Here is a 23,905-nt window from a genome sequence, read left to right as displayed (position 1 = left end):
TCATGCCTTACGAAGGAGCGTTTCCATGTATTCATTTGAAGAAAATTTAGAGAAATATGCCAATCTTGCCGTTAAAACCGGGGTGAACGTCCAACAAGGACAAACCTTGGTGATTAATGCACCGATTCTTTCGTATAAGCTGGTTCGTAAAATTGCGCAAAAAGCATATGAAGCTGGAGCAAAAAATGTACATGTGGAATGGAACGATGATCAGCTTGGCCATATTAAATTTACGCATGCACCAGATGAAGCCTTTACTGAATTTCCGATGTGGAAAGCAAGCGGGATGGAAGAATTAGCAGCAGGCGGTGCTGCATTCTTAACGGTATATGCACCTAATCCGGATCTATTGAAGGATATTTCGCCTGAACGAATTGCTACAGCTAATAAAACGCAAGCACTAGCTTTGCAAAAGTACCGCAGTTATTTAATGGCGGACAAAGCGGCTTGGTCCATTGTAGCTGTACCGACAGAAGAATGGGCTCAGAAGATGTATCCGGATTTAGAGACTGAAGAAGCCATGCAGCAGCTGTGGGAAGTTATTTTTGAAGTGACTCGAGTGAGTGTTGAAGATCCGATTCAAGCGTGGAAAGAGCATAAAACTAATCTTGCTGTCACAAGTGCATATTTAAATAAGAAGCAATATAAAAAGCTGGTATACGAAGCGCCGGGAACGAATTTAAGCGTGGAGCTTACGGAAAATCATATCTGGCACGGTGGCTCGGCAGTAACCGATAAAGGCGTGCAATTCAGCCCGAATATGCCAACTGAGGAAGTATTCACAATGCCGCACAAGGATGGTGCAAATGGAGTTGTACGCAGTACGAAGCCTTTGAATTACGGCGGAACGTTGATCAACGGCTTTTCTCTTACCTTCAAGGATGGAGTAGTGGTTGATTTCACTGCTGAAGAAGGCTATGACACTTTGAAGCATTTGCTGGATACGGATGAAGGCGCGCGACGATTAGGCGAGGCTGCTTTAGTGCCGCACCACTCCCCGATCTCGAATACAAACCTTATTTTCTACAATACCTTATTTGATGAGAATGCTTCATCCCATCTGGCTATTGGGAAAGCTTATCCAATCAATATTAAAGACGGCTCGGATATGGCAGAGGCTGATTATGCAAGCCATGGCGTGAATACGAGTCTGGTGCATGTCGATTTCATGATTGGATCCGCTGAGATGAATATTGATGGAGTGACGAAGGATGGCAAGGTTGAACCGTTAATTCGTAATGGAAACTGGGTTGCCTTTACAGATTAAAAAGCTCTAAAGGAATAGGTGAAACCGATGATTGCTTATAAAACGAAGAATTTAACGGTGTTTCAAAGTGCGCTGTTTCATACAACCTCAAGTGTGGTTGAGACGGATGATTGCGTTGTGGTCGTTGATCCGAATTGGCTCCCGCAAGAGGTAGAAGCGATTCGGTATTATGTGGAGCAAATTAGAAAAGATCGCCCGTTGTATCTGGTTTTTACGCATAGTGATTGGGATCATATTATTGGCTATTCCGCATTTCCTAGTGCGACTATTATCGCGAGTGAAGCTCTTGTTAACTGTGTGGAGAAGGACGATATTTTACAGCAAATCAAGGATTTTGATGATCGTTATTATATCTCTCGGGATTATGAGATTGCTTTCCCGAGAGTAGATATTGTGATTAAAAAGGATGGACAGATTGTCACGGTTGGCGGCACCCGGTTGACCTTTTATCTGGCTCCGGGCCATACGGCGGATGGTATTTTTACGATTGTTGAGCCTCTGGGGATATTTATCGCTGGTGATTATTTATCGGATATTGAGTTTCCCTACATCTATTCCAGCAGTGTGGATTATGAAGAAACAATCGAGAAATTCAAAGAGATTATGCAGGTGCATCCCATTAATCTTTTGATCCCTGGGCATGGCAATGTAACGACGATTCAAACAGACATGCTGCTGAGATACGAGCATTCGCTGCAGTACATTGCCAGCTTACGTGAATCGATAGTTACAGGGGATGAGCTGACTTTGGATGCTTTTGTCAACGAGCGGCCATTTCCCATTGGGATGAGAAAATTTCATGCGGATAACAAAGCCCTAATGAAAAAGGAGCTACAGCTTAAGAACGCCAAAAGCCCTCATCCTTCAGATACTTTTTAGCCTCCGTATAAGTTTCGAAAGCCATCTCGAGATTAGAGCCTGTATACACATTCCAGAGCTCGTCTTCCTCGACGAGAGTGAGGGTTTGGCCTTCCCCGTCTTCCCAGCTTTCGGAGGAGAGAATGGTTTCCTGAGATAATTCAGGAAAAGCTGGCGATGAAACCATCAGTGGTATAGCAGGATTGGATAAGGATTGAATCGATGCTTGAATGATTGAGCGAAGCTCATCTGCTGTAAATTCACGAATATTAACAAAGCCTTTATCATCCGTAGCGGTATGTGGAATTTGCTCGGCATAAACGAAGCCGTTGCCGTTAGGGTGCAGATGATAAACAACGATTTTCTTATCGACAATACTAGCTTCATAATGGAAATTGACGCGTCCCATGGATACGTCTTTTTTTTGTAATTCAGGGAATGTTGTTATTACCGCAAGCTTTTCTTCAAAAGTAAGCATAGTGCCTCCAGAGTTTAGATTGATTTTGAGTTTGTTTAGATTATAACGCATATGTATTATAATAAAAACATAGCTTTCGGAAAGGGTGCATCTTATGGCAGCTACACACGTTTTTAGTAAAAAGGAAGAGCTGGCGAATGCGACGATTCATGGAATTGGAGCTGCGCTAAGTATTGTTGCAATTGTTCTCTTGGTTGTATTCTCAAGCTTGGAAGGAACCGCTTTGCATGTGGTCAGCTTTTTAATATATGGGGTTACGATGCTGCTGCTTTATCTAAGCTCAACACTCGTACATAGCTTTCCCGAGGGGAAAACGAAGGATCTGTTTGAGATTTTTGATCATTCTGCGATTTATCTTTTTATTGCCGGGAGTTACACGCCGCTGCTATTTCATGTGGTTCAAGGCAAATTAGGCTGGGTTTTATTCGGTGTTGTTTGGGGCATGGCTGTGTTGGGGGTTGTCTTTAAAGCTTTCTATGCCAAAAAATTCCTGTATACATCGACCATCCTTTATATTCTCATGGGCTGGCTAATTGTATTTGCTTGGAAGCCGTTGCTGTTAAACTTAAGTGGAAACGGATTAACACTGCTGATTATCGGCGGTCTGCTCTATACCGTAGGAACGGTTTTCTATGTTTGGCGGAGTTTTCCTTATCATCATGCTATCTGGCATTTATTCGTGCTGGCAGGCTCGATTTTTCACTTCTTTGTGATTTTACTGTATATTCTGCCTTAAGTAATGGAGTCCACAAAAGGAGAGATTAGCTTGAATATACATGTAAAACAGGAGAGCAGCCCTTATCGACGATTTACGCTTATTCTAGGCTGTTCCGTGGTAGCGATTGGACTTGCCATTGGACTGGCAACCATTTTGTTCATTAATAATTTTGTCGTTAAAGATACCAACCATTTCACTAAGCTTGCAGTCCAGAGTCATTTTAATGCTTTCTCCATCCTGAAGGATATTTTTGCTGAGGATAAGGAGGCAGAGGAAGATGAAGCCTATAGCATGGCGGATCATGGGATGATTGATAACTATAAAGGTGTCGATGGCTTGGTCCATTTGCATTTTGATTTATATAATTTTGTGAGTACGCGATTCTATCGAACTAATGGAATGATTACATATAGTTATAATCTTAAAGATGTGGGGACCATGCTGCCTGCATCGGATCAGAAAGCTTTTGATCAAGTTTTAAAAGGAGTAACCCTGGAGAAACGGCAAGGAGCGCATGGCTTGCATATGTGGGTGCCGATCGAAAATACGTCTAATAAAGTGATTGGGGTTGTAGAGCTAACTCGAGATATTACGAGCCAGGATGCATCGAGCCGCAAAGTGATGCTGTGGATTTTCGTTGTAATTGTGATTTGTTTGCTTGCTTTGTTCTTTGCTTTGAGGCAGGTATTTCTGCGTTCCACACGGACCATTGATCGAAAGAATCACGAGCTTGCAGATATGGTCCAGACCATAGAGAGTACCTATGATCAATCCTTGCATGCTTTATCGAGTGCACTTGATTCGCGAGATAATGAAACCCATGGACATTCCTTCCGTGTTACTTCCTATGCTATCCGATTAGGTCAGTCGCTAGGGATCGAGGGAGTCGAGCTAGGTCTGCTTGCTCGCGGAGCGTTATTGCACGATGTTGGTAAAATCGGGGTGCCAGACGCGATTCTTCTAAAGCCGGGTAAGCTGACGGAGGAAGAATGGGTGATTATGTGCAAGCATGTACATACCGGGTATCAGATGCTAAGTCATATTGAGTTCTTGCAGCTTTCCCTGGATGTTGTGAAGCATCATCATGAGAGCTGGGATGGGAACGGTTATCCTAATGGATTGCGGGGCGAAGAGATTCCGCTGTTTGCACGGATATTTGCTTTATGTGATACGTATGATGCGATAACCTCAGATCGACCATATCGCAAACGCCGCTCATATGCAGAAGCACGCGCTGAGATAATACGCTGCTCGGGCACGCAGTTCAGTCAAGAGGTAGTTGAAGCATTCTTGCGAATTCCTGAAGCAGAATGGACAGAGATTCAGCAAATGGATGCAACAGCGTCATTTGGTCATGATCCTATGCAACGTCAAGCTGCAGCTTCCTTGGAGGAATAGTAGGTTTGTAAAAGCAGAATTGGGGGAATTGAAGAATGAATTTACACAGACCCATTTATCATTATATGCCTGAACAAAACTGGATGAATGATCCCAATGGGGTCCTATTCTATAAAGAGGAATATCACTTATTCTATCAGCATAATCCGCATGGGGTGCAATGGAGCACGATCCATTGGGGACATGCCAAAAGCAAGGATTTAGTACATTGGGAGCAGCTGCCGATTGCTTTGGCTCCATCGCTAGAGCTTGGGGAGCATCACTGCTTTTCGGGCTGTGCGGTGAATGCTGCTGGAGTGCCGATGATTTTCTATACCAGTATTGGAGTTAATGAACGGGATCATATTCATGGTGCGGAGCAATGGATGGCAACGAGTACGGATGATATGCTGAGCTGGACTAAATATGAGGGTAATCCGGTACTAAGCTTAAAAATCCACGGGGATTTTGAGGTTAAAGACTGGCGCGATCCATTTATCTGGAGAGCTAGAGAAGCCTGGTTCATGGTTTTGGGCGGGGGGCATCAGGGTAAAGGCTGCGTGCTGCTTTATCGTTCAGAGGATTTATTGGAGTGGACGTTTATACATAAAATGTTAGAAGGGGATGCTGAGATTTGGGAGTGTCCCAACTTCTTTCCACTAGGGGATGAAGGGAAATATGTCTTAATCTATTCTCCAAGCAATGTAGTGAGATATTATATCGGCACCTGGAATGAAGATTTCACCTTCACACCGGAAGCTGAGGGTATCGTGGATTATAGTGGCTGGCAGGGCTTTTATGCACCGAATAACTTGCTTGATGGGCAAGGCAGACGCATTATGTGGGGCTGGTTGACGGAAGTGGCTAGAGGAGCGTTTCCTGTAATTGGAGAATGGGCCGGGGTACAATCACTGCCGCGAATTCTCAGTTTAGCTGAATCGGGGAAGCTTCAATATCAGCCTGCTCCAGAGCTGCAGATGCTGCGGAACTCACACCATACTTTTGAAACAAGGAATATAGCTGTAGGTGAATGGCTAACAGGAGTACAAGGACGCTCACTGGAGATTATTGCCGAATTTAAGCTTGAGAATGAGACGATACCTTTTGGCATTAAAGTGCTTCAATCTCCCGATGGCGAGGAAGAGACGGTCATCGTTTATGATCCTAGCTTTGGCACATTAAGTGTCGAGCGAGGTAAGTCAAGCTTGTCAGACAAACCGCATAAATCCAATTTAATAGGCAGATTGGACATTAAAAAGGGCCAAAAGCTTACTCTGCATGTATTCGTAGATCATTCCGTTATTGAAGTGTTTGCTAATGAGATAACGTGCATTTCTACACGGATCTATCCAACTCTTGAGCAAAGTGTGAATGTCTCCGTGTTTGCGCTAAATGAAGCTTCCGTTACTCTGTTGCAGCTTGATATTTGGGAACTGGGTTCTATTTGGACTTAGTAACGATATTAATTAAACGATTCTAATTATGACTTTCTCCATCCTTTAGACCTGTATCCCCTTGGCTCAGATAGAGATTTAAGCTGAAGAAACGCTTAAAGAGTACTCTTTTTCCTGTTTCTCTGCTCGCTGAGCCGTGGGGATACAGGCCAAAGGGGATCTTAGATTCCATAATCACTAGCTCTGATTTTGCTATGCAATATTTCCATAATAAATATTCAATGAAACAGATCAAAAAGAAGTTAAGGCTATGATATACTAAGCTTGAAAAGTTTGTAGATGATAAAGGAGCTGTTAATAAGATGAGCAATAAGTTTGCATGGACGTGGAAGATTAAAGAGGAAAACTTAGAGGAATATGTAAGTATGCACTTGGCTCCATGGCAGGAAATTATGGATGAGCATAGCAAAGCAGGCTTTAGCAATTATTCCATATTCCAGAATGGGAATCAGTTTTTCTATTGTTTTGAATGTGATGATGTTGAAGCTGCATTTGCTTATATTGCAACAAGTGACGTATGTAATAAATGGAATGCCATTACCTCAACTATGGTAGAAGGCTCTTTTGATTTCAATGAGGCTAGTCCGATTACACCTATGCGTGAGATTTTTTACTTAGCTTAGTCCAATCTTTTATCAGCATACTTAACTCATCGCTAGTTGTCTTAATAAACTCTTTGACTGCATCTTCAGTGATGTATCTGAGGGTTATTTGAGGTTCATTTGCTGGATCTTTTAACCAACTAATGGTTTTATCGCGATATAAACTAATTTCCGTGTCCGTAAGATAAGGCTCGATGGAGAACACCTTGGAGTCAGCTAATGAAGCAAAAATATAACCTGCCCATTCCTCTTTATAGAGTTCAAAATCGAGCTGGCAAACTTCCATGCTATAGATCTTCTTAATAGGTTCGTTACGATCTTCGGATTGTTTAATCTTCTCTTTATACTCTTCCCAAATCGTTTCTGTCCATCTTAAATCAGCTAAAACATGGGAAGCATACCCCAGGACAAACGAGTTCCAGTCCAGATCCTCAAATTTGTTTAAATTGGTAATGCAAAAATTCGCTAGGGATTCCAAATCTGGCATCGAGCCATCTTTTTTACAGAGATGGGTTCGATTCTTATCCTGTCTATTCGAATTTTCCCGGCTATGAATCGCATCAGGGGCAATACTTCCCAGCAAGAATGCAGAGGAAGGCTTGTCCTTATAAAGCTTATCTGCAATTGCGAAATGTACCATTTGCCAAGGCAATTATCATCACTCCCATTTATCAAGTTCAGTTAAGTAGATTTGGAATAAAGCAATATCCCGCTTCTTCGCTGCCAGCCCGCTTTTGCCCAAAACTGATTGCCGATCTCATTGTCTTCAAGCACCATCAGGTGACATTTGGTTATTCCTTCGGAGAGGAGCTTATCTAAGCTGGAACGTACTAGCTTCTGCCCGATGGATTGACCGCGATACTTCGGATCAACGGCTACATGATAGATAAAACCTCTTCTTCCATCATGTCCACATAGAATAGTCCCAATGATCTTCTCCCCAATTACACTTACAAAACTCATTCCAGGGTTTCGGTTTAAGTAGTTAGCGATTGCTGGTTCAGAATCAGCATCACTTAACACCATGCCATCTGTTTGCTTCCATAATTCGATGGCTTGTTCATAGTCTGCTATCGTCATTCCTCTTAGTTCAAACATCTTGTTTTCCTGCTTCCACAAGCTCTTCCATGTTGAATAACGAATGGACACGAAGTCCGATTTCTTCGAGCTTTCGTTTGGCTTCTGGACTTCTTTCGATTACACAGATGATATCCTCGACAATTGCTCCGGCAGCTCTTAAATCCTGAGTACTTAGAATCACTTGACCACCTGTGGTCACAACGTCTTCAATAACACATATGCGTTTTCCTCTGATATCCGTGCCTTCTGCCAATTTGCATGTACCATAATCCTTGGCTTTTTTTCTAACGAATGCAGCGGGTATACCTGATTTAAGCGACATAGCAGTCGCAATTGGGATTCCTCCCATCTCAAGGCCAGCCAAGACCTCAACTCCAGGCGGGATCAATTTAACTAACTCTTTCGATAAGGCTAGAAGTACTTTGGGATTAGACTCAAACAGGTATTTATCAAAATATTCATTGGAGGTTTGCCCGGATCTTAAAAGAAACGTCCCTGTTAAATGGGCGATATCATAGATTTGTTTAGCTAAAGTCGCAGTAGTCATGGTAGACAAGCCCTCTTTCATGTTGGGGTTATTGTATATTTTATTATAGTCTTTCTTTAAGGAATGAAACCAATCTTAACTTCTCTTTTTCCTCATAATTATTGCATTTACTTAGCTCAAAATTGTAATGATCGTTGGTTTCTTTTATATCGATTGCTCTACAAATGTACTCCGTTTTTCCTTTGTCGCTGCTATATGGATCTCTAGAGTTATCAACCGTCCACCTGATTTCTCGACCATTAGACATGACATCATGAATCGAAGGGACGCCCTCTAGGGTAGCTTGAATTATCATTAGGTTATCGCCTTTGCCTTCTTTAAACCGGGTAACCATTGTTTTTAGGTGCTCATAATCCTTGAGATCAAAATTAATCAGAAAAGAGTCACTTCTGTTAATCGTATTGCCTTTTGTAGAGGGACTCTGATTTTCATGGTTAGTTTTTACTAAAATAATAACTAGACTGCAGATAATCAACAAGAGGATATAATTCAGAGTTTTAGCACTCATTGGATGGATGTCCTTCCTGAGACTTTTTCAAAAGCACTACGGAATATTGATGAGGGATTATTAAGGGGGCATTTCCTAAGCTTGCTTTTAACTGCTCTGAGATCCTATCTTTAAGCGCTTCATCGGCATTAGTTAGCCAGGAAAGTGAATTAACTTTGCCACACCATTCGTCGATTGTAAATGTCAGATCATAGTTATATTGCCATTCATCGACGATTTGCAGCTCAGCTGTAAGCCATTCTTCAAACCAATTTACGGGAAAACCATTTCTTCTTTCAGCCGTATACGCCATGGATCCTGCGGGTTGTATATCCACTCCATTGCTGCGAATAATATTCAGGCTTTGTTGAGCTGCTGCGGATATATGAGGGAGAAATATGGCGTGAATAATAATTAAGTGGCCCTCCGGTTTAAGCAGTCGGTTAACTTCCTCCAAGACTTTAATCCGCTCAAACCAATGCCAGGCTCTAAGCGCAGTTATAAGATCAAAGCTCTGATCAGGCAAGTCGATTTCCTCAGCTACTGAATTTAAATAAGTAATTGATTTATTATGTACATGATCTTGTAACCGTGCCTCATTAATTAAATTATATTCCGGCTCTATCCCGTAAACTTCAACTCCCTGATTAGCAAGAGCCCTGCTAAAAATACCACTCCCCGCACCTAAATCAATCGCCTTTTTATTTTCAAATACTACGTTTCTTTCTCGAAGCTGTTCAAAGATTACATCTGGGAGCTGGTCCCGATATTTGGCATATTCCTGAGCTACGTTACCAAAGCTGATCTTCTTCGACATAGAATCACCTCATAATCAACTTACAGCTTTATCCATAAAAAGTAAAATTTAAAATAATGCTCATGCCGATAAAATTATTTTATCAACATAGCTTTCAAACATAAAAAAGAGGAACCCTTGAGCGGTTCCTCCTTAATGTTTGGTGTAGTATTTAATTTTGGTTAAACATTATTAAGATAGAGTTCCAAAGGCCTCTTTAGTAAAAGGTTTAAGCTCATCATTCCTGCCATCTTTAATTTTATGAGGCCATTCAGGATCAACCAGCAAGGCACGGCCTACAGCAACTAAGTCAAACTCTCCTTGCTCTAAACGAACTAGCACCTTATCAATACTTGCCGTTCCAGAGCCTTTTCCTCCAAAAGAACTTAAAAACTCTTCATCCAGACCAACCGAGCCTACAGTAATAGTAGGTTTGCCAGTTAATTTTTTGACCCATCCCGCAAAATTCAACTCAGAACCCTCAAACTCAGGCTCCCAAAAACGGCGGGTAGAGCAGTGAAATATATCGACCCCTGCATTTACTAAAGGAGTTAAGAATTGTAGCAGCTCATCTGGATTCTTCGCTAATTGAGACGTGTAAGTGGATTCTTTCCACTGTGAGATACGGAGGACGATAGGAAAATCAGGTCCTACTGCAAGACGGCAAGCTGCAATAACTTCAGCAGCGAAAAGTGTGCGAGCTACGAGGCTTCCACCATACCGATCCGTACGGTGATTCGTTTTGTCCCAGAAAAATTCATCAATTAAGTAGCCATGAGCACCATGGATTTCAATACCATCAAAGCCAATTCTCTTTGCATCAGCAGCAGCTTGCGCGAAGGCTTGAACGATCTCAGCAATCTCTGTTTCTGTCAAAGGTTCGTTTACTTTTACTCCGGCTGAAGTAATTCCTGATGGACCTACAGGTAAGGCCTCTAAGTTGGGAAGGGCACCTATCTTACGAGTTGTACCTTCATGCCATAGCTGAGGGAATATCAGCCCGCCTGCTCCATGAACAGAAGCCACAACCTCAGCCCAGCCTTTAAGCGCAGCTTCACCATAAAAGCTAGGGTAATTGGGATTACTTGCAGACGCTGGATGATTAATTAAGGTTCCTTCAGTGATGATCAGCCCAACTCCGCCTTCTGCTCTGCGGCGATAATAATCAGCAACGTTTTGACCAGGTACGCCATTAGGAGAAAACCCTCTTGTCATGGGCGCCATCACTATACGATTGGGTAAAGTAAGATTCCCAAGGTTGAAAGGCTGAAACAAAGCTTGCACCGTTTGGGAATGAGTTGATGAATTAGTCATGAATATGCCTCCAATAAATTGTTTTTTTTAGTAACTTTAATAAATATAGATTTCTATAAATATAGATTTCTATAAATATAGAATTTAAAAAAATATCAAAGTCCAACTCTAACGCTTTCTTTAAACCTGGCAATGTTACCTTCATCTCTCCGATAATATGTCCATTGTCCGAAACGTTTAGTCTCCAGTAAACCAGCTTTTTGCATTTTGACCAGATATCCAGAGATGACAGATTGCGCTAGTCCCGCCTTCTCAGAAATCTTTCCAACACAAACACCACCTTCAAAAGTACAATCCTTAGGAAGATGAGATTGAGGTCCGAAATGCTCTTCGGAATTTTTAAGCCACTCGAGAATATTAAATCGCGTTTCGTTAGACAATACTTTAATAATCGTTAAGGTATCCATACCTTTATTATATCTATATTTATAGAAATGTAAATATGATTAAATTGTCAAAGCCCAATATTGCTTTTATGTCCTTGGTAACTTCCTGAATCGGGGAATCCTTTGCAAGCTAATTCCATAAATTTTTCTGAGAAGTCATATTGGGTTATTGCTTCAAGAGGTACGAAACGAACATCACTTATTGGAGTGGAGTCAAATTCATTAGTGGGCAACTGGATATAAACCTCACGGATTACAGTTTGCTCGATTAACACGCCTGTAGGCCTAACTCTTGAGAGATGTGATTCCATCATAGCCCCACAACATTCACTAGATCGAGCAGGTTCGTGATAGCATATTTAGGTTTAATGTCGTTTGGCATGACAATGCTTTGGCGGTTATAGAAGCAGAAGTCGATACCAGAGTTTAGCGCGCCATGATAATCATCCTGCAAGGAATCCCCAACGAATAAAACTTCCTTTTGGCTTAGTTTGAGATCTTGTAGAGCTATTTCAAAAATCTCTTTTTTGGGCTTGCGAATACCTACTTCATCAGAGATCACTATGGATTTGAATAATTCAGCTATATTTCCAGCTTTAAGCCGCTTTCTTTGTGATTCACTGATTCCATTTGTAATGATTCCTAGAGGATATTTATCTTTAAAATGCGACAGCAGCTGCTCAGCTCCATCTTCAAAAAAACAGCTGTTGCAGAAGTAATCCCAGTAGGTATTAGACAAATCACTATGAAATAATTCTTCTAGATTAAGAGAGTCTCTGAACGAAAATCGCAATACATCACCGATGGTTTTGACCTCGCCGCCATTCACAAATTCCATCCAATGACGGAAATTATGCTCCGAAAAGGCTCCCCAGAATAAGTCCCATTCCGCAGCATTATCCACAAAAAGTTTGTGATCGATGCAGGTCCTTTTCATAGATTCCGTTTCACTAGTGTTAAAATTCAATAAGGTATTATCTAAATCAAAAATAATAGCTTTATACATAGTGGTCATCCTCTCGTTGTGATTCTAATAGTTCTTAATTCCAATATTATCCATTTCCATGAGATGTCCCTGCAATTCAAGTTTTAAATATAATTTTGAAAATAGCTGCCTTTAGAGCAACTAAATGCTATGTTTCTATAATTTGGGGATGAATAGCTGCCTTTGAAGCAACTAATCGTAGTAAGAGCTCGAAAATGCTAGTAAATCACGGATTTACTTGCCCAAAGAGCAGCTAATTTATAACTTCTGACTTTTTTCATCATTTAGTTGCTCAAAAGGCATTTAAAAGCTCGCCCCCCCAAAAAAAAACAAACAAAAAAACCGCACCAAAGCACGGTTTTCAAGCAAACAAATCGTATCTACTACTTATTCAATCGACGATCTTTGAGCCAGAGCGGCAAGCGGAACAAAAGGTTAATCATGAGGACTACAAAGAGCAGCACGGCAGCCGATTTATCAGCGACTTCTTTGGCATCGGCGACGATGGCTTCAGACTGAACGTACCAGAGATGTACGGCGAGAGTTTCACCAGGAGCAAATAAATTAAAATCCCACAATTCCCCTGATGTACTAAGCCCAGCGGTCAGAATAATGACGGCGGATTCCCCAAATGCACGACCAGCTACGAGCGAAACTCCTGTGATAATACTGCGTGAAGCAACAGGCAAAACAGCGGTAAGGATCACTTGGTATTTAGCGGCCCCAAGCGCATAAGAGGCTTCGCGAATATCACGTGGTACGGACCGAATAGCTTCTTCGGTAACCCGTGTTAACACCGGAAGATTCAAGAAGGCTAAGCTCACAGCGGCTCCGATAATGGTTAAGCCGACTTCGAAGAATTCAATAAAGATGGAAATACCGATTAAACCAAATACGATAGAGGGAACAGAGGCAAGACCCTCGACACAAATACGCATTAGCTCAGTGAACTTATTCGGGGCTGCATATTCAGCCATATATATACCAGCACCAATCCCGATGGGCAACGAAAAGATTAAGGAAAGAATCAGCACATAAAACGAGTTGAAGAGAATCGGTCCAATCCCGCCGCCAGAGTCGATTTCCTCAGGAAGCTTGGTCAAGAACCCCCAGTCCACTTTAGTGATCCCATTCTTAAGAATGGTAAACAATAGCCAAACGATTAATACAACAATCAGAATACCCAACACCCAAAAGGCAGCTGTGGCGAAACGATCCATATAAGTGGTGAATTTCTTGCGTTTTTTGAACGAGTAGGGCGCGGTTGGGGTACTCATGCGGATGCTTCCTCCTTCGGTTTGAGTAATCTAATGCCAATAATCAAGATTAACGAGATAACCAGCAGGATAAAAGCCATCATATAAAGCGCATGACTCCAGATGGAATCAAACTCTACATTGGATATCTGCATGACAATATTACTGGTTAGAACTGAGGTAGGCATAATTAAATGTTTAGCGAGCTGAGGTGTATTCCCAATAACCATAACCACGGCCATAGTTTCACCAATAGCTCGGGCCATTCCAAGAATGATGGCAGACATAATTCCGCGGCGTGCCGAAGGAATAACAATGAAGAGCAAGGTCTGGAGTCTGGTGGATCCTAAGGCATAGGCTGCACTGCGATAGCTTTCCGGAACGGAAGTAATCGCATCATCGCTTATTCTGCTGATTGTAGGCAGGATCATTATAGTAAGGACGAGAGAAGCGGCTAATATTCCATCGCCAAGCCCTTCGCCTGAATATTCACGAATGAGTGGAACGAGTACGGTTAAGCCAATATAGCCATAAATCACAGAGGGAATTCCTACAAGCAGGTCCAAGATCGGGCGAAGAATTCGCTTAAACCAGCCTGGTGCAATCTCAGCTGTAAATAGGGCAATTCCAATAGAGAGCGGAACAGCGAATATCAGCGTTAATCCAGTAAGGAATAAGGTGCCGATAATTAAGGCGCCAGCGCCATATTGCTCTTCTTCCGGTGTCCAGTTTAGAGAGAGGAAAAATTCAGATGGAGTTACATCATTAAAGGTAAGCAGGCCTGTCTGTGCTACTAGATAAATAACTAATCCCAAGACCAAGCAAAGCATAGCAATACTAAAGAAAAAGAAATAATGATACATTTTATTCTGGAGCCGAATTCGGAAAGCGCGGTTAAAAGAGAAGTTAGGTTTATTGATCTTCGGTGGCAGCTGTTCGTGAACAGACGGTGTGTTCATAGTGGATCCTCCCATAAATTAACCAGCCTCGCGTTAATCCCGAGGCTGGTTGCGTGAACTCTTACTGCCAAAGCTTAATGCTTTGTTGAATACTTGATTACTTCATTGCTGCAACTGGGATAAACTTCATTTTCTTCAATGAACCCTGTTGGAAATCCTTGCTTTGTACATATTCGATAAATGCTTTGGTTGCGCCAGTAGGTTGGCCTTTAGTCATGTAGTAACCATATGCCCATACTTTATATTTTCCGTTAATTACGTTTTCAGCAGATGCTTCAACGTCGTTGATTTTGATTGCTTTGAAATCACTGTTCACATAAACCAAGTCAAGGTAACCAATAGCATTAGGTGTAGTAGCAACGTTTGTTTTCATGTCGCCGCTTGATCCTACTTCTTTATAGTTGCTTGATTTCTTAACTGTGTCAGTACCGCCCAATGCTTTCATAATGAAGTTAACACGAGTACCTGATCCGAATGAACGGTTGATAACTACGATATCAGCATCAGCTCCGCCAACTTCTTTCCAGTTCGTGATCTTACCTGTGAAAATTCCTTGCAATTGAGCTGTAGTTAAATTGCTTACTGTTACATTCTTATTAACTACTGCAGCGAAAGGAATAACAGCTACTTTGTTAGCTACTTGGCCATCAAATGCTTTGAATCCAGGAACGTCGATGCTTGCATCCCAGTCACATGCGCCGATTTCAGCAATGCCTTTTTTTACTGCTTGAGGTCCAGTAACGGAACCTTTACCTGAAGCTGCAATGGAAACACCCGGGTTAAGCTTATTGAATTCTTTTTTTGCTTGTAGTGTAAGAGGAAGTAATGCAGTGGAACCGTTAATGGTGATTTTACCTTTAAGGTTTGATTTAGCTTCAACAAGTGAAGCAGTGCTGACTAGCAATACAGTAGCTAGGGAAAGAACGGTTAATTTTTTAAGAAAACTCATGGTCGATAGACTCCCTTTCAAGGAAAAATGATTTTGATATTACTTAGTTAAATAAGTGATAGTTCCGTTATTGATTACGGCTAGCTTGCCGTCAATTGTTGCAAAGATTGTAGCGCCGTCAGTAGAGGATGAGATATCTACAACATCTGCATCGGAAGTAACAACATCTGTTTTCTTGCCATCTGCAGTTACGGTTGCTACTACTGTTTTACCAGCAGCATTCAATCCAGTAATGATGAATGAACCTGAAGCTGTTGCTACGCTTGAAGTTACATCTAAATCAGCAACTAGATCTTTAATTACACCTGCTGCTGAAACTAACTTCAATGAACCTTTTGATGCATCGTCAGCAGGATCAACATTTACATAAACCGCGCTGCCGTCGTTTAGTACAGTTGAATCATAAGTATTAGCTTTGCCATCTGTAAGCTTGACTGGTTTAGCGCCGGCTGTGACAAGATCAAGCATGAATAATTGTGAACCTGCTACATTGAAGTCTAATGCTAGAGTATCTTCAGAGGCAGCCAAGTCTTCTGGACCTGATGCAGCTTTAAAGGTGGAAGGTGAAGTTCCAAGTAAATTCAAGTTGTACAGAAGCTTAGTTCCGTCAGCAGAAAGGTGCAAATCGGATTTATAATTAATTTTATCTTCCAATACTGTTTTAATCGCGCCTGTTGCAACGTCGATGTATGAGATTTTTTCTTGATTGTCACCTTGGGCAAAATAAATCTTTTTGCTGTCAGCGGACCAAGTGAAATCTGTCTTAAGAGATTTATCTACGCTAAGTGTCCCAGTAATACCAGGGTTCAACGTAATTAGCTTAATTTGTGCATCTGTATTCGTGTATACTCCATAATTTCCATCAGGAGAAACGATCAGGCTCAATGCATCTTCATTGTCGGAATACAATTCATAAGACATATCAGTTGGGTTAACCTTGTAAATGCTTTTAGTGTCACCGTCTTTAACAGCGATAATTTTATTGCCGCTGATCCAGTAAGGTGTGCTGAAATCGCCTTCTAGTAGCTTGAAGCTGCGGTAAGTAGTTGCTCCTGAAGCAGTATCAACACTTCCACCAAGACCATCTACTGTTGTATCTAATTCTACGAATAAAGTGCCGCCTACATTTACAGGTGCTGCTGTATAAGCCATTGTTGCGCCATTAACGGTATAAGCTGATACTTTTTCTTTCAATTCTAGTGTGTTCTGCAATTGAAGTGTAATTGTTCCGTTATCTGATTCTAGTGATGCACCAAGTACATCTACTAAATCACGTAGAGCAACTAGCTTTACTTTGTTGACTTCAACCGTTCTAAGATCAGCATTCTTTCCGTTAAAATTTAATGCTGTTTTTGTAAACGCTGGAGCTTTGGTCGTTACGGCTGCAGCTGAAACGGTTGCTACAGAAACGACTGCTGTTAATACGGAAGTTGCTAAAACGAGCTTCAAGATTTTCTTCTTCACCTTTTCACCTAGCCCAATCTAGTTTATTTTGTGTACTTGAGATTCTATACTGTTAACGCAACAGTATCTCTCTACACGCTAGATTCATTATCACATTGGATTGTTAACCGATTTCTCGCTTTATATTAAGAGAATGTTAAATTTAGGCAAGTGTGTATTAATTGTAAGCGAGGTATCGAAATAAGGGCATAAAAAAGTAGCTTTTGGAAAATAATAGGGTTGACGCTAAGGATGGGATGTGGTTGAGCATGCTAACGATTCATGAGGCAGTAGATAGCTTGCAGCAATACTTAGGCAAACCCATTGATTTAGAGATCAAGTATATGACCTTTCCGCATCATCAAGACGATCAGATGGTGCTGATTTATATAAGAAGTATTGTAGATCCGCTGAATATCAACATGAACATACTAGATCCCATCAGAGAGGCAATCGCTAAAGAACAGATTACAGACGAACCGCTTAAAGACCAGCCTTTAATTCAAGGTATTCTTGCTTCTTGTAAACCGGTTTTAATGGATAATAAAGAAATGGCTGATGTTCTCTTCGAAGGGAATTGGTTAATCTTAGTCAATCAACTAGCTCAAGGGTTTTATTACAATGCAGTCAATTGGCATAATCGCGAGATGGTTCCACCGGAGAGAGAAGTAGGTTTGGTTGGCCCTAGGGATGCTTTTACGGAAGATATTGATATCAATTTATCATTAATACGCCGTAGAATTCGTGATAATAGTATCCGCATCGAAGAATATGTGATTGGAGAGCGATCCAAAACAAAAGTGAATGTGGTCTATATGGATGGCTTGGTCAATGAAAAAGCACTGGGGATGTTCCGTGATCGTATCGATGATTTTAAATTGGATATTGTTCTGGATTCCACACAGATAGGCTACTTGATATCCAAACAGGTTTATTCACCATTTCCGATGTTTCAACTGACAGAAAGACCAGATAAAGCGGCATCCTCGATGCTGGAGGGGCGATTTGTTGTTGTGGTCGATACCTCGCCTTCCGTCTTGATCTTTCCTACAACGATAACCTGTCTTTATGAAGCCTCAGACGATTATTACTTTTCTAGCATCGCTGCATTATTATTTCGTGGCATTCGTTTATTGGGACTATCCATAACCTTGTTCTTGCCATCGCTGTATGTTGCCATTACAACCGTAAATCAGGATGTGTTTCGTGTTCAATTCATGCTGGCTGTTACAGCGAGTCGGGAAGGTATCCCCTATCCATCCTATATTGAAGTCATAATTATGCTGTTGCTCATAGAGCTTATTAATGAAGCTACGGTGCGCCTGCCAAGGACGATAGGTGGCACAGCTACGATTGTTGGCGGATTAATCATTGGTACTGCCGCTGCGCAAGCCCATTTAATCAGTTATATTATGATCGTAATCACCGCGACAACAGCAATTGGCAGCTATACAGCTCCTAATTATATGGTTGGGCTGGCTTGGCGGATACTTAGTTTTCTAATTGTCATTATGGCAATACCTTTGGGATTATATGGAGTAGTCATTGGGACAGGTTTTATAGGGCTCTATCTTTGTCATTTGCATTCGTTTGGTGTTCCGTATACCGCTCCTTTTAGTACATTTCGTTATAAGGATTTATTCAGAGATGCGATGACAAGGGTATCACGAGGCATGATGAGAATTCGTCCTTCTACCTACAGCCGTGAAGCAGCAGGGAAGAAAAGGCTAGAGTGGCTGGAGCAGGAGGATCTATTCTAATGATGAAACTCCCAAAAGAGACATCTGTCCATTATCCGATTCTGTTATTTGTAGTTATGCTTGGATTAGCAACTCGAGTAAATCCAGAAGTGGTAGTGTGGATGGGGAGAAATAGTGTTTGGTATGTTTTTTGCTGCTATTTACTGGTTTTGTTTGGAATATGGATTAGCTTAAAGGTACATGCCATGAATGGATTATCTTTATTGCTGGATACGAAAAATTGGGGTATAGTGCTCTCGGCTCGATTGATTTATCTGGTTTATGCTTTATTCTTTTGCGGTATTGTATCCATTGTTAATTATGTTAGCGGGGATTTTTTCTCTAGAGCCTTATTATTGGGGGAGCCTAAAGAGTATATGTTGCTTGAAACGGTTCTTGCGACAGCAGGGGCCTTATACCCTTTGAAAACCCATGCTAGATATGCACATATTATGATGATATTTGCAATTCCATTTTTCCTTTTTATTTGTGCGATACCTTTATTGCATGCTAGATGGCATTGGCTGAATCCCTTATTTAATACAACGGAAATGACGGCACCCTTTAATGCTTTTGTTAATTTCTTACCGCTTTTTTCGCCGCTAGCTGCTATTGTGTTAATGCGAAAAGGCAAGGAAGATATTAATGGGAAATCGATCATGTTATTCACTTTGGTAATTACCATTTTCATTTCATTTATGCTGGCTATGGGCATAGTAAGCTTTGGTATCACTCGAGCTAAGGAATCCGTCTATTTTGTGTATAGTACAATTAATGCAGTGCGTATAGAGAATTTTGTGCTGGAGCGGATTGTGTTCATTTGGATGCTTTATTGGAAGTACATTGAAATTATTTGCGCAGCCTTTTTTATTCGTTGTTCTGCTCGGGCTACCGCGAGTATTTTTAAAAAGCGAACCTCTGGCTTATTTGTTTTGAGTGCTGGATTTCTATCAGGGACTGTTGTTTTCTTTAATTCTGGCCCGTTGATGATCTATCGATTCGGCAGCATGATGGGGATATTAACGGGTTTTATGCTCCTAGTCATGCCGATGATCATTTGGTTACTTGTGAAATTAAGGAGAGCCGTCTAATGATTATAAGCAGACTTGGACTAGTTATTGTTATTTTACTCACGCTTGCGGGATGCTCCAATATGAAGCAAATCAACCGAATCACATTTATTACTGCACTGGGTATCGATAAAAGCAAGCTTGGAGTAAAGGTTTATGCACTGGCTGCAGTACCCGGAAGATATGCGGCTCTTGCTCCTGGGTCGGGGGGATCAACAGGTAAACCACCTAATTACATCTTGACTGCGGAAGGGAGAAATGTTGCCGAGGCGCTTTTCATTATGAAACGGAAATCGGCAAGGGATATTGAATTTGGCCATACCAAGATTTTTTTGTTTTCCAATGAAATGGCTAAACAGGGGATTGATCCGTGTTTGGATCTTTTTATGCGAAGAGCGGAGTTTCAGCCCGTATCATGGATTGGCATTACACCAGGCAGTGTTAAATCCATCCTTGAAATTGTCCCAGAAGCGCCTGAAACTGTAGCAGATGCACTAGTGGATACTTTTTCGCAATACGGCTCAGATACTTCTGAAGTGCTGCCTATTTATATGTTTGAATTCTATAGCTTGAGTGCAGAAGTAGGGCAAAGCCCATTTGTGATGTTCGTAAAAAATAGTAAGTCAGGCAATAAAATTGAAGTCTCTGAGCTAGCTGTATTTAAAAAAGATAAGCTGGTAGGCCATCTTAGTCCGGAGGAAACTAAAATGCTTTATTTGCTGCAAAAAAACAAGCTCCGTGCGACCACCTTTACCATTGGGAATAGTACTACCTTTAATTTGCTGAAATACCATAATAAAATAAAAGTTAACGCCCAGCAAATTAGCATTCAGCTTCAATTGGAGCTGGAATTCGACCAGAATGAACAAGCGATGCTTGTTACGGAAGCTCATCAAATAGACGAAATGGAGCAGCGGGTGAATGAGAGTGTTCAGGATGAGATTAAGGAGCTGGTTAGTAAGCTGCAGCATTTAAGATCAGACCCAGCGGGCTTTGGCAATAAATATCGTACAGCAGTAAAAGGTGGCTTTATGAGTATAGACGAATGGGAAAATGAGCTATTTCCGGAAATGAAAATAGAGATTAAAGTGAAGTCTACGATCCAGAGGCGCGGAGTAATTAAATGATGAGTTTGCTTGCGCAGGATGATATACTCGTCTTTAAGTAACATTGATGGAGGTTTATGGATGAATATAATAGGTCAAATAACAGAGCTAAAGCGCTACCCGATTAAGTCATTTGCTGGCGAAGTGTTGCTTAAAGCAGAATTAGCTGCTTATGGTTTTGTAGGAGATCGCAAGTATGCTTTTATAGATGAAAGCAAACAGGATTTTGCACGATATTTTACAGCTAGACAAATTCCGCAAATGCTTCAATACCAAGCAGAATGGGTGGCGGGAGCAGATAATAAGTCTCCAAAAGTACAAGTAACCTCGCCGCAAGGGGCTATTTTTGATTGGAACGAGCAGCTATTAACAGAAATTCAACAATTCACAACTAGCCAGATGAGTCAGCTGATCTGTGAACCGGAGGGCTCTGAGCTCATGGCAGTTGATTGTGAAAGTGTCTTATTAATTACGGATGCTTCATTGCGGGAGCTTGAGCAGCTTTGGGGAAAGCCGCTGGATCAACGTCGATTTAGATCTAATATTAAAGTTGCTTTAATAGAAGATACTCCATTTATTGAAGCGGAGTGGGTAGGAAGAAAGCTGCGAATCGGCGACGTGGAACTGCAGATTAACGTTGAATGTGAAAGATGCTCGATGGTGACACTGGATCCAGATTATATTGTAAAAGACGGTACCCTTTTAGAAAAAATAATTAAAGTAAATAAGCAGAATTTCGGTGTTTATGCATCCATAATTAAGCCAGGAATGATTCGCCAAGGGGATGCTATTTATTTGATTTGAGTGCGATTGGTAACATTTGGACGGGCGTTTTGGTGTTAAATAATGCAACTTCTGCAATTCCAATAGAGTCTCTACTAGAGGGCAGTAATCAACGGCTGCTTTTTTTATCATTTAGTAGATTCTACAGGAGGTTGATTTATTTTGAAGAAAAAGTGGGTTTATACGTTAGTAGGTTCGGTAATAAGCATTGGTATTGCAACGAAAGTAGTGTTTGCGGCAGGGTTAGTCCAGGTCCAAGTGAATATTGTGCCGTTTAAGTGGAGTTTGAATGATAAATCCTATACTTCCGAAGATAGCTTTGACAATGGGAAAGAGCGAGTGCCTACAAGCTTGAACTACAAAGGGACTACATACATACCGATTCGCATGGTCGCCGAATCGATCGGTTACAAGATTAAATGGGATGATGCCAGCAAAACAGCGATGATAGAGAGCTCTGCAAGTCCTGAGGATCCAGTGGAGGATCTGCCGCCGATCGATAATCCAGCACCTGTAACCAAATATTATCCTCAGCCTGCCACCGTTACCGCATTCGGGACTTTACTGAAAGATCCCACTTCGGGTGCCAAGGTTTTACGCAATATGCAGAAAGCATCGGTTGTACATATTACGGAGGAAACGAATAAAGACTGGCTCCAGGTTGTTGCAGATGATGGACAGATTGGTTATCTGCTTAGGGCTTCAACAGATTACATATATAAAGCGGACCGCCCAGCATGGGAGAAAAAGATCGATACTGTTATTGCTGAAGGGCTTAAGTTTATGGGTGCTCCTTACCAATTTGGAGCCTCAACTAAACAAACCGAAACATTTGATTGCTCGTCCTTTATGAAATTGATTTTCGGCCGCAGTGATGTGATCCTGCCAAGAGATTCGCGCCAGCAAAGCCAGCAAGGGGATAAAATCTCTCTCGACCAGCTTCGTAAAGGTGATCTGCTGTTCTTTACTACGGCTTCCCGTAAAGATCTGACTGGCTTAGACCATATTGGACATGTTGGTATCTATCTAGGTGAGAATAAGGTGCTGCAAACGTACAAGGTAGGCGTTGGTGTAACCGTAACGAATCTCGATGCCAATTGGACAAGCCGGATTGTATCGGCAAAGCGCATAGTGAAATAAATCCTCAAAACGAAGCAGCTTCTAGATTTCATCACCTCATTCAGCGTATGATGTAGATAGCATCGTAATTTAATCATGGAGGTTTTCCATGTCCGACAATATTTCTTATACATCTGAAGAAATCGCCAGTTTGCTCAAGGTATCGAAATTAACCGTCTATGATCTCATTAAAAAAGGGGAGCTGCGTTCTTATCGGGTTGGCAAACAGATGAGGGTGGATAGTGCTGATCTAGAAGCTTATAAAGAAAGCACGAAAAGCGGGCATAGTCGCGTTCTGGCGGTGCAGCAGGAACTCCCGAGTAAACCGAGTATCTCTGTAGCTTCTAGTGGGCTGCGAACTATTGTGATAACAGGGCAAGATATTAGCTTGGACATTCTGGCTAAGCATTTGGAGAAATCAGAGCTAGGCATTCGTCCGCTTCGCAGCTTTGCAGGCAGTATGGGCAGCTTAATCTCGATGTATCAAGGGCAATCTGATATTGTGAGTACACATCTGTTGGATGGAGATTCAGGTCATTACAATGTCCCATATATTAGTAAGCTGCTAATGGGTTTCTCCTATATAGTGATTAATCTGGTTTCCAGACCGGCAGGTTTATATGTACAAAAAGGAAATCCGAAGCAGCTTGCGTCTTGGCAAGATCTTGGACAAGCAGGATTGATTATCGCTAATCGAGAAAAAGGCTCCGGTGCACGAGTTTTGCTGGATGAAATGCTGCGATTGCATAATATAGCTTCAAGCCAATTAATGGGCTACTCTAGCGAAGAATCCAGTCATATGGCAGTAGCGGGTAGAATAGCATTAGGTGAAGCCGATGTTGGCGTCGGAATTGAGAAGGCGGCTCAGCTGGTAGCTGGAGTGGAATTTATTCCCCTAATTCAAGAAAGATATGATTTGGTTATGCTGAAATCTCCAGACAGTCTAGAGTGGATTGAGGTAGTTAAACAGATACTAAATTCGGAAGGCTTCAAACATGAATTAACCTCGATTCAAGGCTATGATTTGTCGCGAACGGGCCAAGTTGTATTCGAAAACTAATACCTAGTTATATCTACTTATGCTTAATTATATCTAATTATATTTATAATCGATTTTATCTGTGTTATTATA

The 23,905-nt window shown here is 41.5% G+C and carries 26 protein-coding genes; 12 read left to right on the top strand and 14 right to left on the bottom strand.

Going from position 1 to position 23,905, the window contains the following annotated elements; translation table 11 throughout:
* Nucleotides 1–25 precede the first annotated feature (25 nt).
* Nucleotides 26–1,267 (top strand): aminopeptidase, encoded by a 1,242-nt coding sequence (locus EHS13_RS34325; RefSeq protein WP_155704718.1) that lies wholly within the window; start codon nt 26–28, stop codon nt 1,265–1,267.
* 27 nt (nt 1,268–1,294) lie between these two features.
* Entirely contained in the window at nt 1,295–2,146 is an 852-nt protein-coding gene (locus EHS13_RS34320; RefSeq protein ID WP_155705628.1) for an MBL fold metallo-hydrolase, read from the top strand.
* Here EHS13_RS34320 and EHS13_RS34315 read toward each other — a convergent pair.
* The gene (locus EHS13_RS34315) at nt 2,106–2,603 is read right to left on the bottom strand and encodes a hypothetical protein (RefSeq protein ID WP_155704717.1); all 498 of its coding nucleotides are present in this window, start codon (nt 2,601–2,603) and stop codon (nt 2,106–2,108) included. The two genes, EHS13_RS34320 and EHS13_RS34315, sit on opposite strands and share 41 nt — an antisense overlap.
* A 94-nt stretch (nt 2,604–2,697) precedes the next feature.
* Here EHS13_RS34315 and trhA point away from each other — a divergent pair, with 94 nt between their 5' ends.
* The 4 genes from trhA to EHS13_RS34295 all read left to right on the top strand — a co-directional run bounded on the left by trhA (nt 2,698) and on the right by EHS13_RS34295 (nt 6,775).
* A complete protein-coding gene (gene trhA / locus EHS13_RS34310) occupies nt 2,698–3,339 on the top strand; it encodes a PAQR family membrane homeostasis protein TrhA (RefSeq protein ID WP_155704716.1) in 642 nt (213 codons plus the stop codon).
* A 30-nt stretch (nt 3,340–3,369) separates the two neighbouring features.
* Entirely contained in the window at nt 3,370–4,719 is a 1,350-nt protein-coding gene (locus tag EHS13_RS34305) for an HD-GYP domain-containing protein (protein ID WP_162463394.1), read from the top strand.
* Between the two features lie 35 nt (nt 4,720–4,754).
* Entirely contained in the window at nt 4,755–6,152 is a 1,398-nt protein-coding gene (locus EHS13_RS34300) for a glycoside hydrolase family 32 protein (RefSeq protein WP_155704714.1), read from the top strand.
* 302 nt (nt 6,153–6,454) lie between these two features.
* Nucleotides 6,455–6,775: an L-rhamnose mutarotase gene (locus tag EHS13_RS34295; RefSeq protein WP_155704713.1), complete on the top strand. Its 321-nt coding sequence runs from the start codon at nt 6,455–6,457 to the stop codon at nt 6,773–6,775.
* On the opposite strand, the gene EHS13_RS34290 is transcribed toward EHS13_RS34295, so the two are convergent.
* The 13 genes from EHS13_RS34290 to EHS13_RS34230 form a co-directional block, all read right to left on the bottom strand.
* On the bottom strand, nt 6,747–7,406 hold the full coding sequence (locus tag EHS13_RS34290) for a zinc dependent phospholipase C family protein (protein ID WP_155704712.1): 660 nt from the start codon (nt 7,404–7,406) through the stop codon (nt 6,747–6,749). The genes EHS13_RS34295 and EHS13_RS34290 overlap by 29 nt on opposite strands.
* Before the next feature lie 29 nt (nt 7,407–7,435).
* Nucleotides 7,436–7,852 carry a GNAT family N-acetyltransferase gene (locus EHS13_RS34285; RefSeq protein ID WP_155704711.1) on the bottom strand — a complete coding sequence of 139 codons (417 nt, stop codon included), beginning with the start codon at nt 7,850–7,852 and terminating at the stop codon, nt 7,436–7,438.
* A complete protein-coding gene (gene pyrE, locus EHS13_RS34280) occupies nt 7,845–8,381 on the bottom strand; it encodes an orotate phosphoribosyltransferase (RefSeq protein WP_227013692.1) in 537 nt (178 codons plus the stop codon). The genes EHS13_RS34285 and pyrE overlap by 8 nt, the downstream gene beginning before the upstream one ends.
* Before the next feature lie 43 nt (nt 8,382–8,424).
* On the bottom strand, nt 8,425–8,889 hold the full coding sequence (locus EHS13_RS34275; protein ID WP_155704709.1) for a DUF4362 domain-containing protein: 465 nt from the start codon (nt 8,887–8,889) through the stop codon (nt 8,425–8,427).
* Nucleotides 8,879–9,685: a class I SAM-dependent methyltransferase gene (locus EHS13_RS34270; protein WP_155704708.1), complete on the bottom strand. Its 807-nt coding sequence runs from the start codon at nt 9,683–9,685 to the stop codon at nt 8,879–8,881. The genes EHS13_RS34275 and EHS13_RS34270 overlap by 11 nt, the downstream gene beginning before the upstream one ends.
* Before the next feature lie 171 nt (nt 9,686–9,856).
* The gene (locus EHS13_RS34265) at nt 9,857–10,978 is read right to left on the bottom strand and encodes an NADH:flavin oxidoreductase (RefSeq protein ID WP_155704707.1); all 1,122 of its coding nucleotides are present in this window, start codon (nt 10,976–10,978) and stop codon (nt 9,857–9,859) included.
* Nucleotides 10,979–11,073: 95 nt separating this feature from the next.
* Nucleotides 11,074–11,358 (bottom strand): ArsR/SmtB family transcription factor, encoded by a 285-nt coding sequence (locus tag EHS13_RS34260; protein ID WP_319633406.1) that lies wholly within the window; start codon nt 11,356–11,358, stop codon nt 11,074–11,076.
* 74 nt (nt 11,359–11,432) lie between these two features.
* Entirely contained in the window at nt 11,433–11,639 is a 207-nt protein-coding gene (locus tag EHS13_RS37095) for an NUDIX hydrolase (protein WP_227013690.1), read from the bottom strand.
* A 35-nt stretch (nt 11,640–11,674) separates the two neighbouring features.
* Complete coding sequence (locus EHS13_RS34250) at nt 11,675–12,370, bottom strand: HAD family hydrolase (protein WP_155704704.1); 696 nt, start codon at nt 12,368–12,370, stop codon at nt 11,675–11,677.
* A gap of 362 nt (nt 12,371–12,732) precedes the next feature.
* Nucleotides 12,733–13,626 (bottom strand): phosphate ABC transporter permease PstA, encoded by an 894-nt coding sequence (pstA, locus tag EHS13_RS34245; protein ID WP_155704703.1) that lies wholly within the window; start codon nt 13,624–13,626, stop codon nt 12,733–12,735.
* Nucleotides 13,623–14,564 carry a phosphate ABC transporter permease subunit PstC gene (pstC, locus tag EHS13_RS34240; protein WP_155704702.1) on the bottom strand — a complete coding sequence of 314 codons (942 nt, stop codon included), beginning with the start codon at nt 14,562–14,564 and terminating at the stop codon, nt 13,623–13,625. Before pstC ends, pstA begins: the two co-directional genes overlap by 4 nt.
* A gap of 97 nt (nt 14,565–14,661) precedes the next feature.
* Complete coding sequence (locus tag EHS13_RS34235; protein WP_155704701.1) at nt 14,662–15,513, bottom strand: phosphate ABC transporter substrate-binding protein; 852 nt, start codon at nt 15,511–15,513, stop codon at nt 14,662–14,664.
* A 39-nt stretch (nt 15,514–15,552) separates the two neighbouring features.
* A complete protein-coding gene (locus EHS13_RS34230) occupies nt 15,553–16,977 on the bottom strand; it encodes a stalk domain-containing protein (RefSeq protein ID WP_155704700.1) in 1,425 nt (474 codons plus the stop codon).
* Nucleotides 16,978–17,225: 248 nt separating this feature from the next.
* On the opposite strand from EHS13_RS34230, the gene EHS13_RS34225 reads away from it, so the two are divergent.
* The 6 genes from EHS13_RS34225 (at nt 17,226) to EHS13_RS34200 (ending at nt 23,833) form a co-directional block, all read left to right on the top strand.
* Nucleotides 17,226–18,716, top strand: coding sequence for a spore germination protein (locus EHS13_RS34225; protein WP_227014089.1), 1,491 nt, complete (start codon nt 17,226–17,228; stop codon nt 18,714–18,716).
* The gene (locus tag EHS13_RS34220; RefSeq protein WP_155704698.1) at nt 18,716–19,786 is read left to right on the top strand and encodes a hypothetical protein; all 1,071 of its coding nucleotides are present in this window, start codon (nt 18,716–18,718) and stop codon (nt 19,784–19,786) included. Before EHS13_RS34225 ends, EHS13_RS34220 begins: the two co-directional genes overlap by 1 nt.
* Entirely contained in the window at nt 19,786–20,892 is a 1,107-nt protein-coding gene (locus EHS13_RS34215; RefSeq protein ID WP_155704697.1) for a Ger(x)C family spore germination protein, read from the top strand. Before EHS13_RS34220 ends, EHS13_RS34215 begins: the two co-directional genes overlap by 1 nt.
* Nucleotides 20,893–20,952: 60 nt before the next feature.
* Nucleotides 20,953–21,675: an MOSC domain-containing protein gene (locus EHS13_RS34210; RefSeq protein WP_162463392.1), complete on the top strand. Its 723-nt coding sequence runs from the start codon at nt 20,953–20,955 to the stop codon at nt 21,673–21,675.
* Between the two features lie 141 nt (nt 21,676–21,816).
* The gene (locus tag EHS13_RS34205) at nt 21,817–22,794 is read left to right on the top strand and encodes a C40 family peptidase (RefSeq protein ID WP_155704695.1); all 978 of its coding nucleotides are present in this window, start codon (nt 21,817–21,819) and stop codon (nt 22,792–22,794) included.
* Between the two features lie 88 nt (nt 22,795–22,882).
* Nucleotides 22,883–23,833, top strand: coding sequence for a substrate-binding domain-containing protein (locus tag EHS13_RS34200; protein WP_155704694.1), 951 nt, complete (start codon nt 22,883–22,885; stop codon nt 23,831–23,833).
* Nucleotides 23,834–23,905: the final 72 nt, after the last annotated feature.

This window comes from Paenibacillus psychroresistens (assembly GCF_009728935.1).
GTDB lineage: Bacteria > Bacillota > Bacilli > Paenibacillales > NBRC-103111 > Paenibacillus_AC > Paenibacillus_AC psychroresistens.
The sequence above is the reverse complement of the archived record's forward strand: the minus strand, read 5'-3'. Positions and strand labels throughout refer to the sequence as shown.

Bases quoted from the DNA above. Each gene is read 5' to 3' on its own strand.
- EHS13_RS34325 (WP_155704718.1), top strand. From the start codon at position 26: ATGTATTCATTTGAAGAAAATTTAGAGAAATATGCCAATCTTGCCGTT.
- EHS13_RS34320 (WP_155705628.1), top strand. From the start codon at position 1,295: ATGATTGCTTATAAAACGAAGAATTTAACGGTGTTTCAAAGTGCGCTG.
- EHS13_RS34315 (WP_155704717.1), bottom strand. From the start codon at position 2,603: ATGCTTACTTTTGAAGAAAAGCTTGCGGTAATAACAACATTCCCTGAA.
- trhA (WP_155704716.1), top strand. From the start codon at position 2,698: ATGGCAGCTACACACGTTTTTAGTAAAAAGGAAGAGCTGGCGAATGCG.
- EHS13_RS34300 (WP_155704714.1), top strand. From the start codon at position 4,755: ATGAATTTACACAGACCCATTTATCATTATATGCCTGAACAAAACTGG.
- EHS13_RS34295 (WP_155704713.1), top strand. From the start codon at position 6,455: ATGAGCAATAAGTTTGCATGGACGTGGAAGATTAAAGAGGAAAACTTA.
- EHS13_RS34285 (WP_155704711.1), bottom strand. From the start codon at position 7,852: ATGTTTGAACTAAGAGGAATGACGATAGCAGACTATGAACAAGCCATC.
- pyrE (WP_227013692.1), bottom strand. From the start codon at position 8,381: ATGACTACTGCGACTTTAGCTAAACAAATCTATGATATCGCCCATTTA.
- EHS13_RS34275 (WP_155704709.1), bottom strand. From the start codon at position 8,889: ATGAGTGCTAAAACTCTGAATTATATCCTCTTGTTGATTATCTGCAGT.
- EHS13_RS34270 (WP_155704708.1), bottom strand. From the start codon at position 9,685: ATGTCGAAGAAGATCAGCTTTGGTAACGTAGCTCAGGAATATGCCAAA.
- EHS13_RS34265 (WP_155704707.1), bottom strand. From the start codon at position 10,978: ATGACTAATTCATCAACTCATTCCCAAACGGTGCAAGCTTTGTTTCAG.
- EHS13_RS34250 (WP_155704704.1), bottom strand. From the start codon at position 12,370: ATGTATAAAGCTATTATTTTTGATTTAGATAATACCTTATTGAATTTT.
- pstA (WP_155704703.1), bottom strand. From the start codon at position 13,626: ATGAGTACCCCAACCGCGCCCTACTCGTTCAAAAAACGCAAGAAATTC.
- pstC (WP_155704702.1), bottom strand. From the start codon at position 14,564: ATGAACACACCGTCTGTTCACGAACAGCTGCCACCGAAGATCAATAAA.
- EHS13_RS34235 (WP_155704701.1), bottom strand. From the start codon at position 15,513: ATGAGTTTTCTTAAAAAATTAACCGTTCTTTCCCTAGCTACTGTATTG.
- EHS13_RS34225 (WP_227014089.1), top strand. From the start codon at position 17,226: ATGCTAACGATTCATGAGGCAGTAGATAGCTTGCAGCAATACTTAGGC.
- EHS13_RS34220 (WP_155704698.1), top strand. From the start codon at position 18,716: ATGATGAAACTCCCAAAAGAGACATCTGTCCATTATCCGATTCTGTTA.
- EHS13_RS34215 (WP_155704697.1), top strand. From the start codon at position 19,786: ATGATTATAAGCAGACTTGGACTAGTTATTGTTATTTTACTCACGCTT.
- EHS13_RS34210 (WP_162463392.1), top strand. From the start codon at position 20,953: ATGAATATAATAGGTCAAATAACAGAGCTAAAGCGCTACCCGATTAAG.
- EHS13_RS34200 (WP_155704694.1), top strand. From the start codon at position 22,883: ATGTCCGACAATATTTCTTATACATCTGAAGAAATCGCCAGTTTGCTC.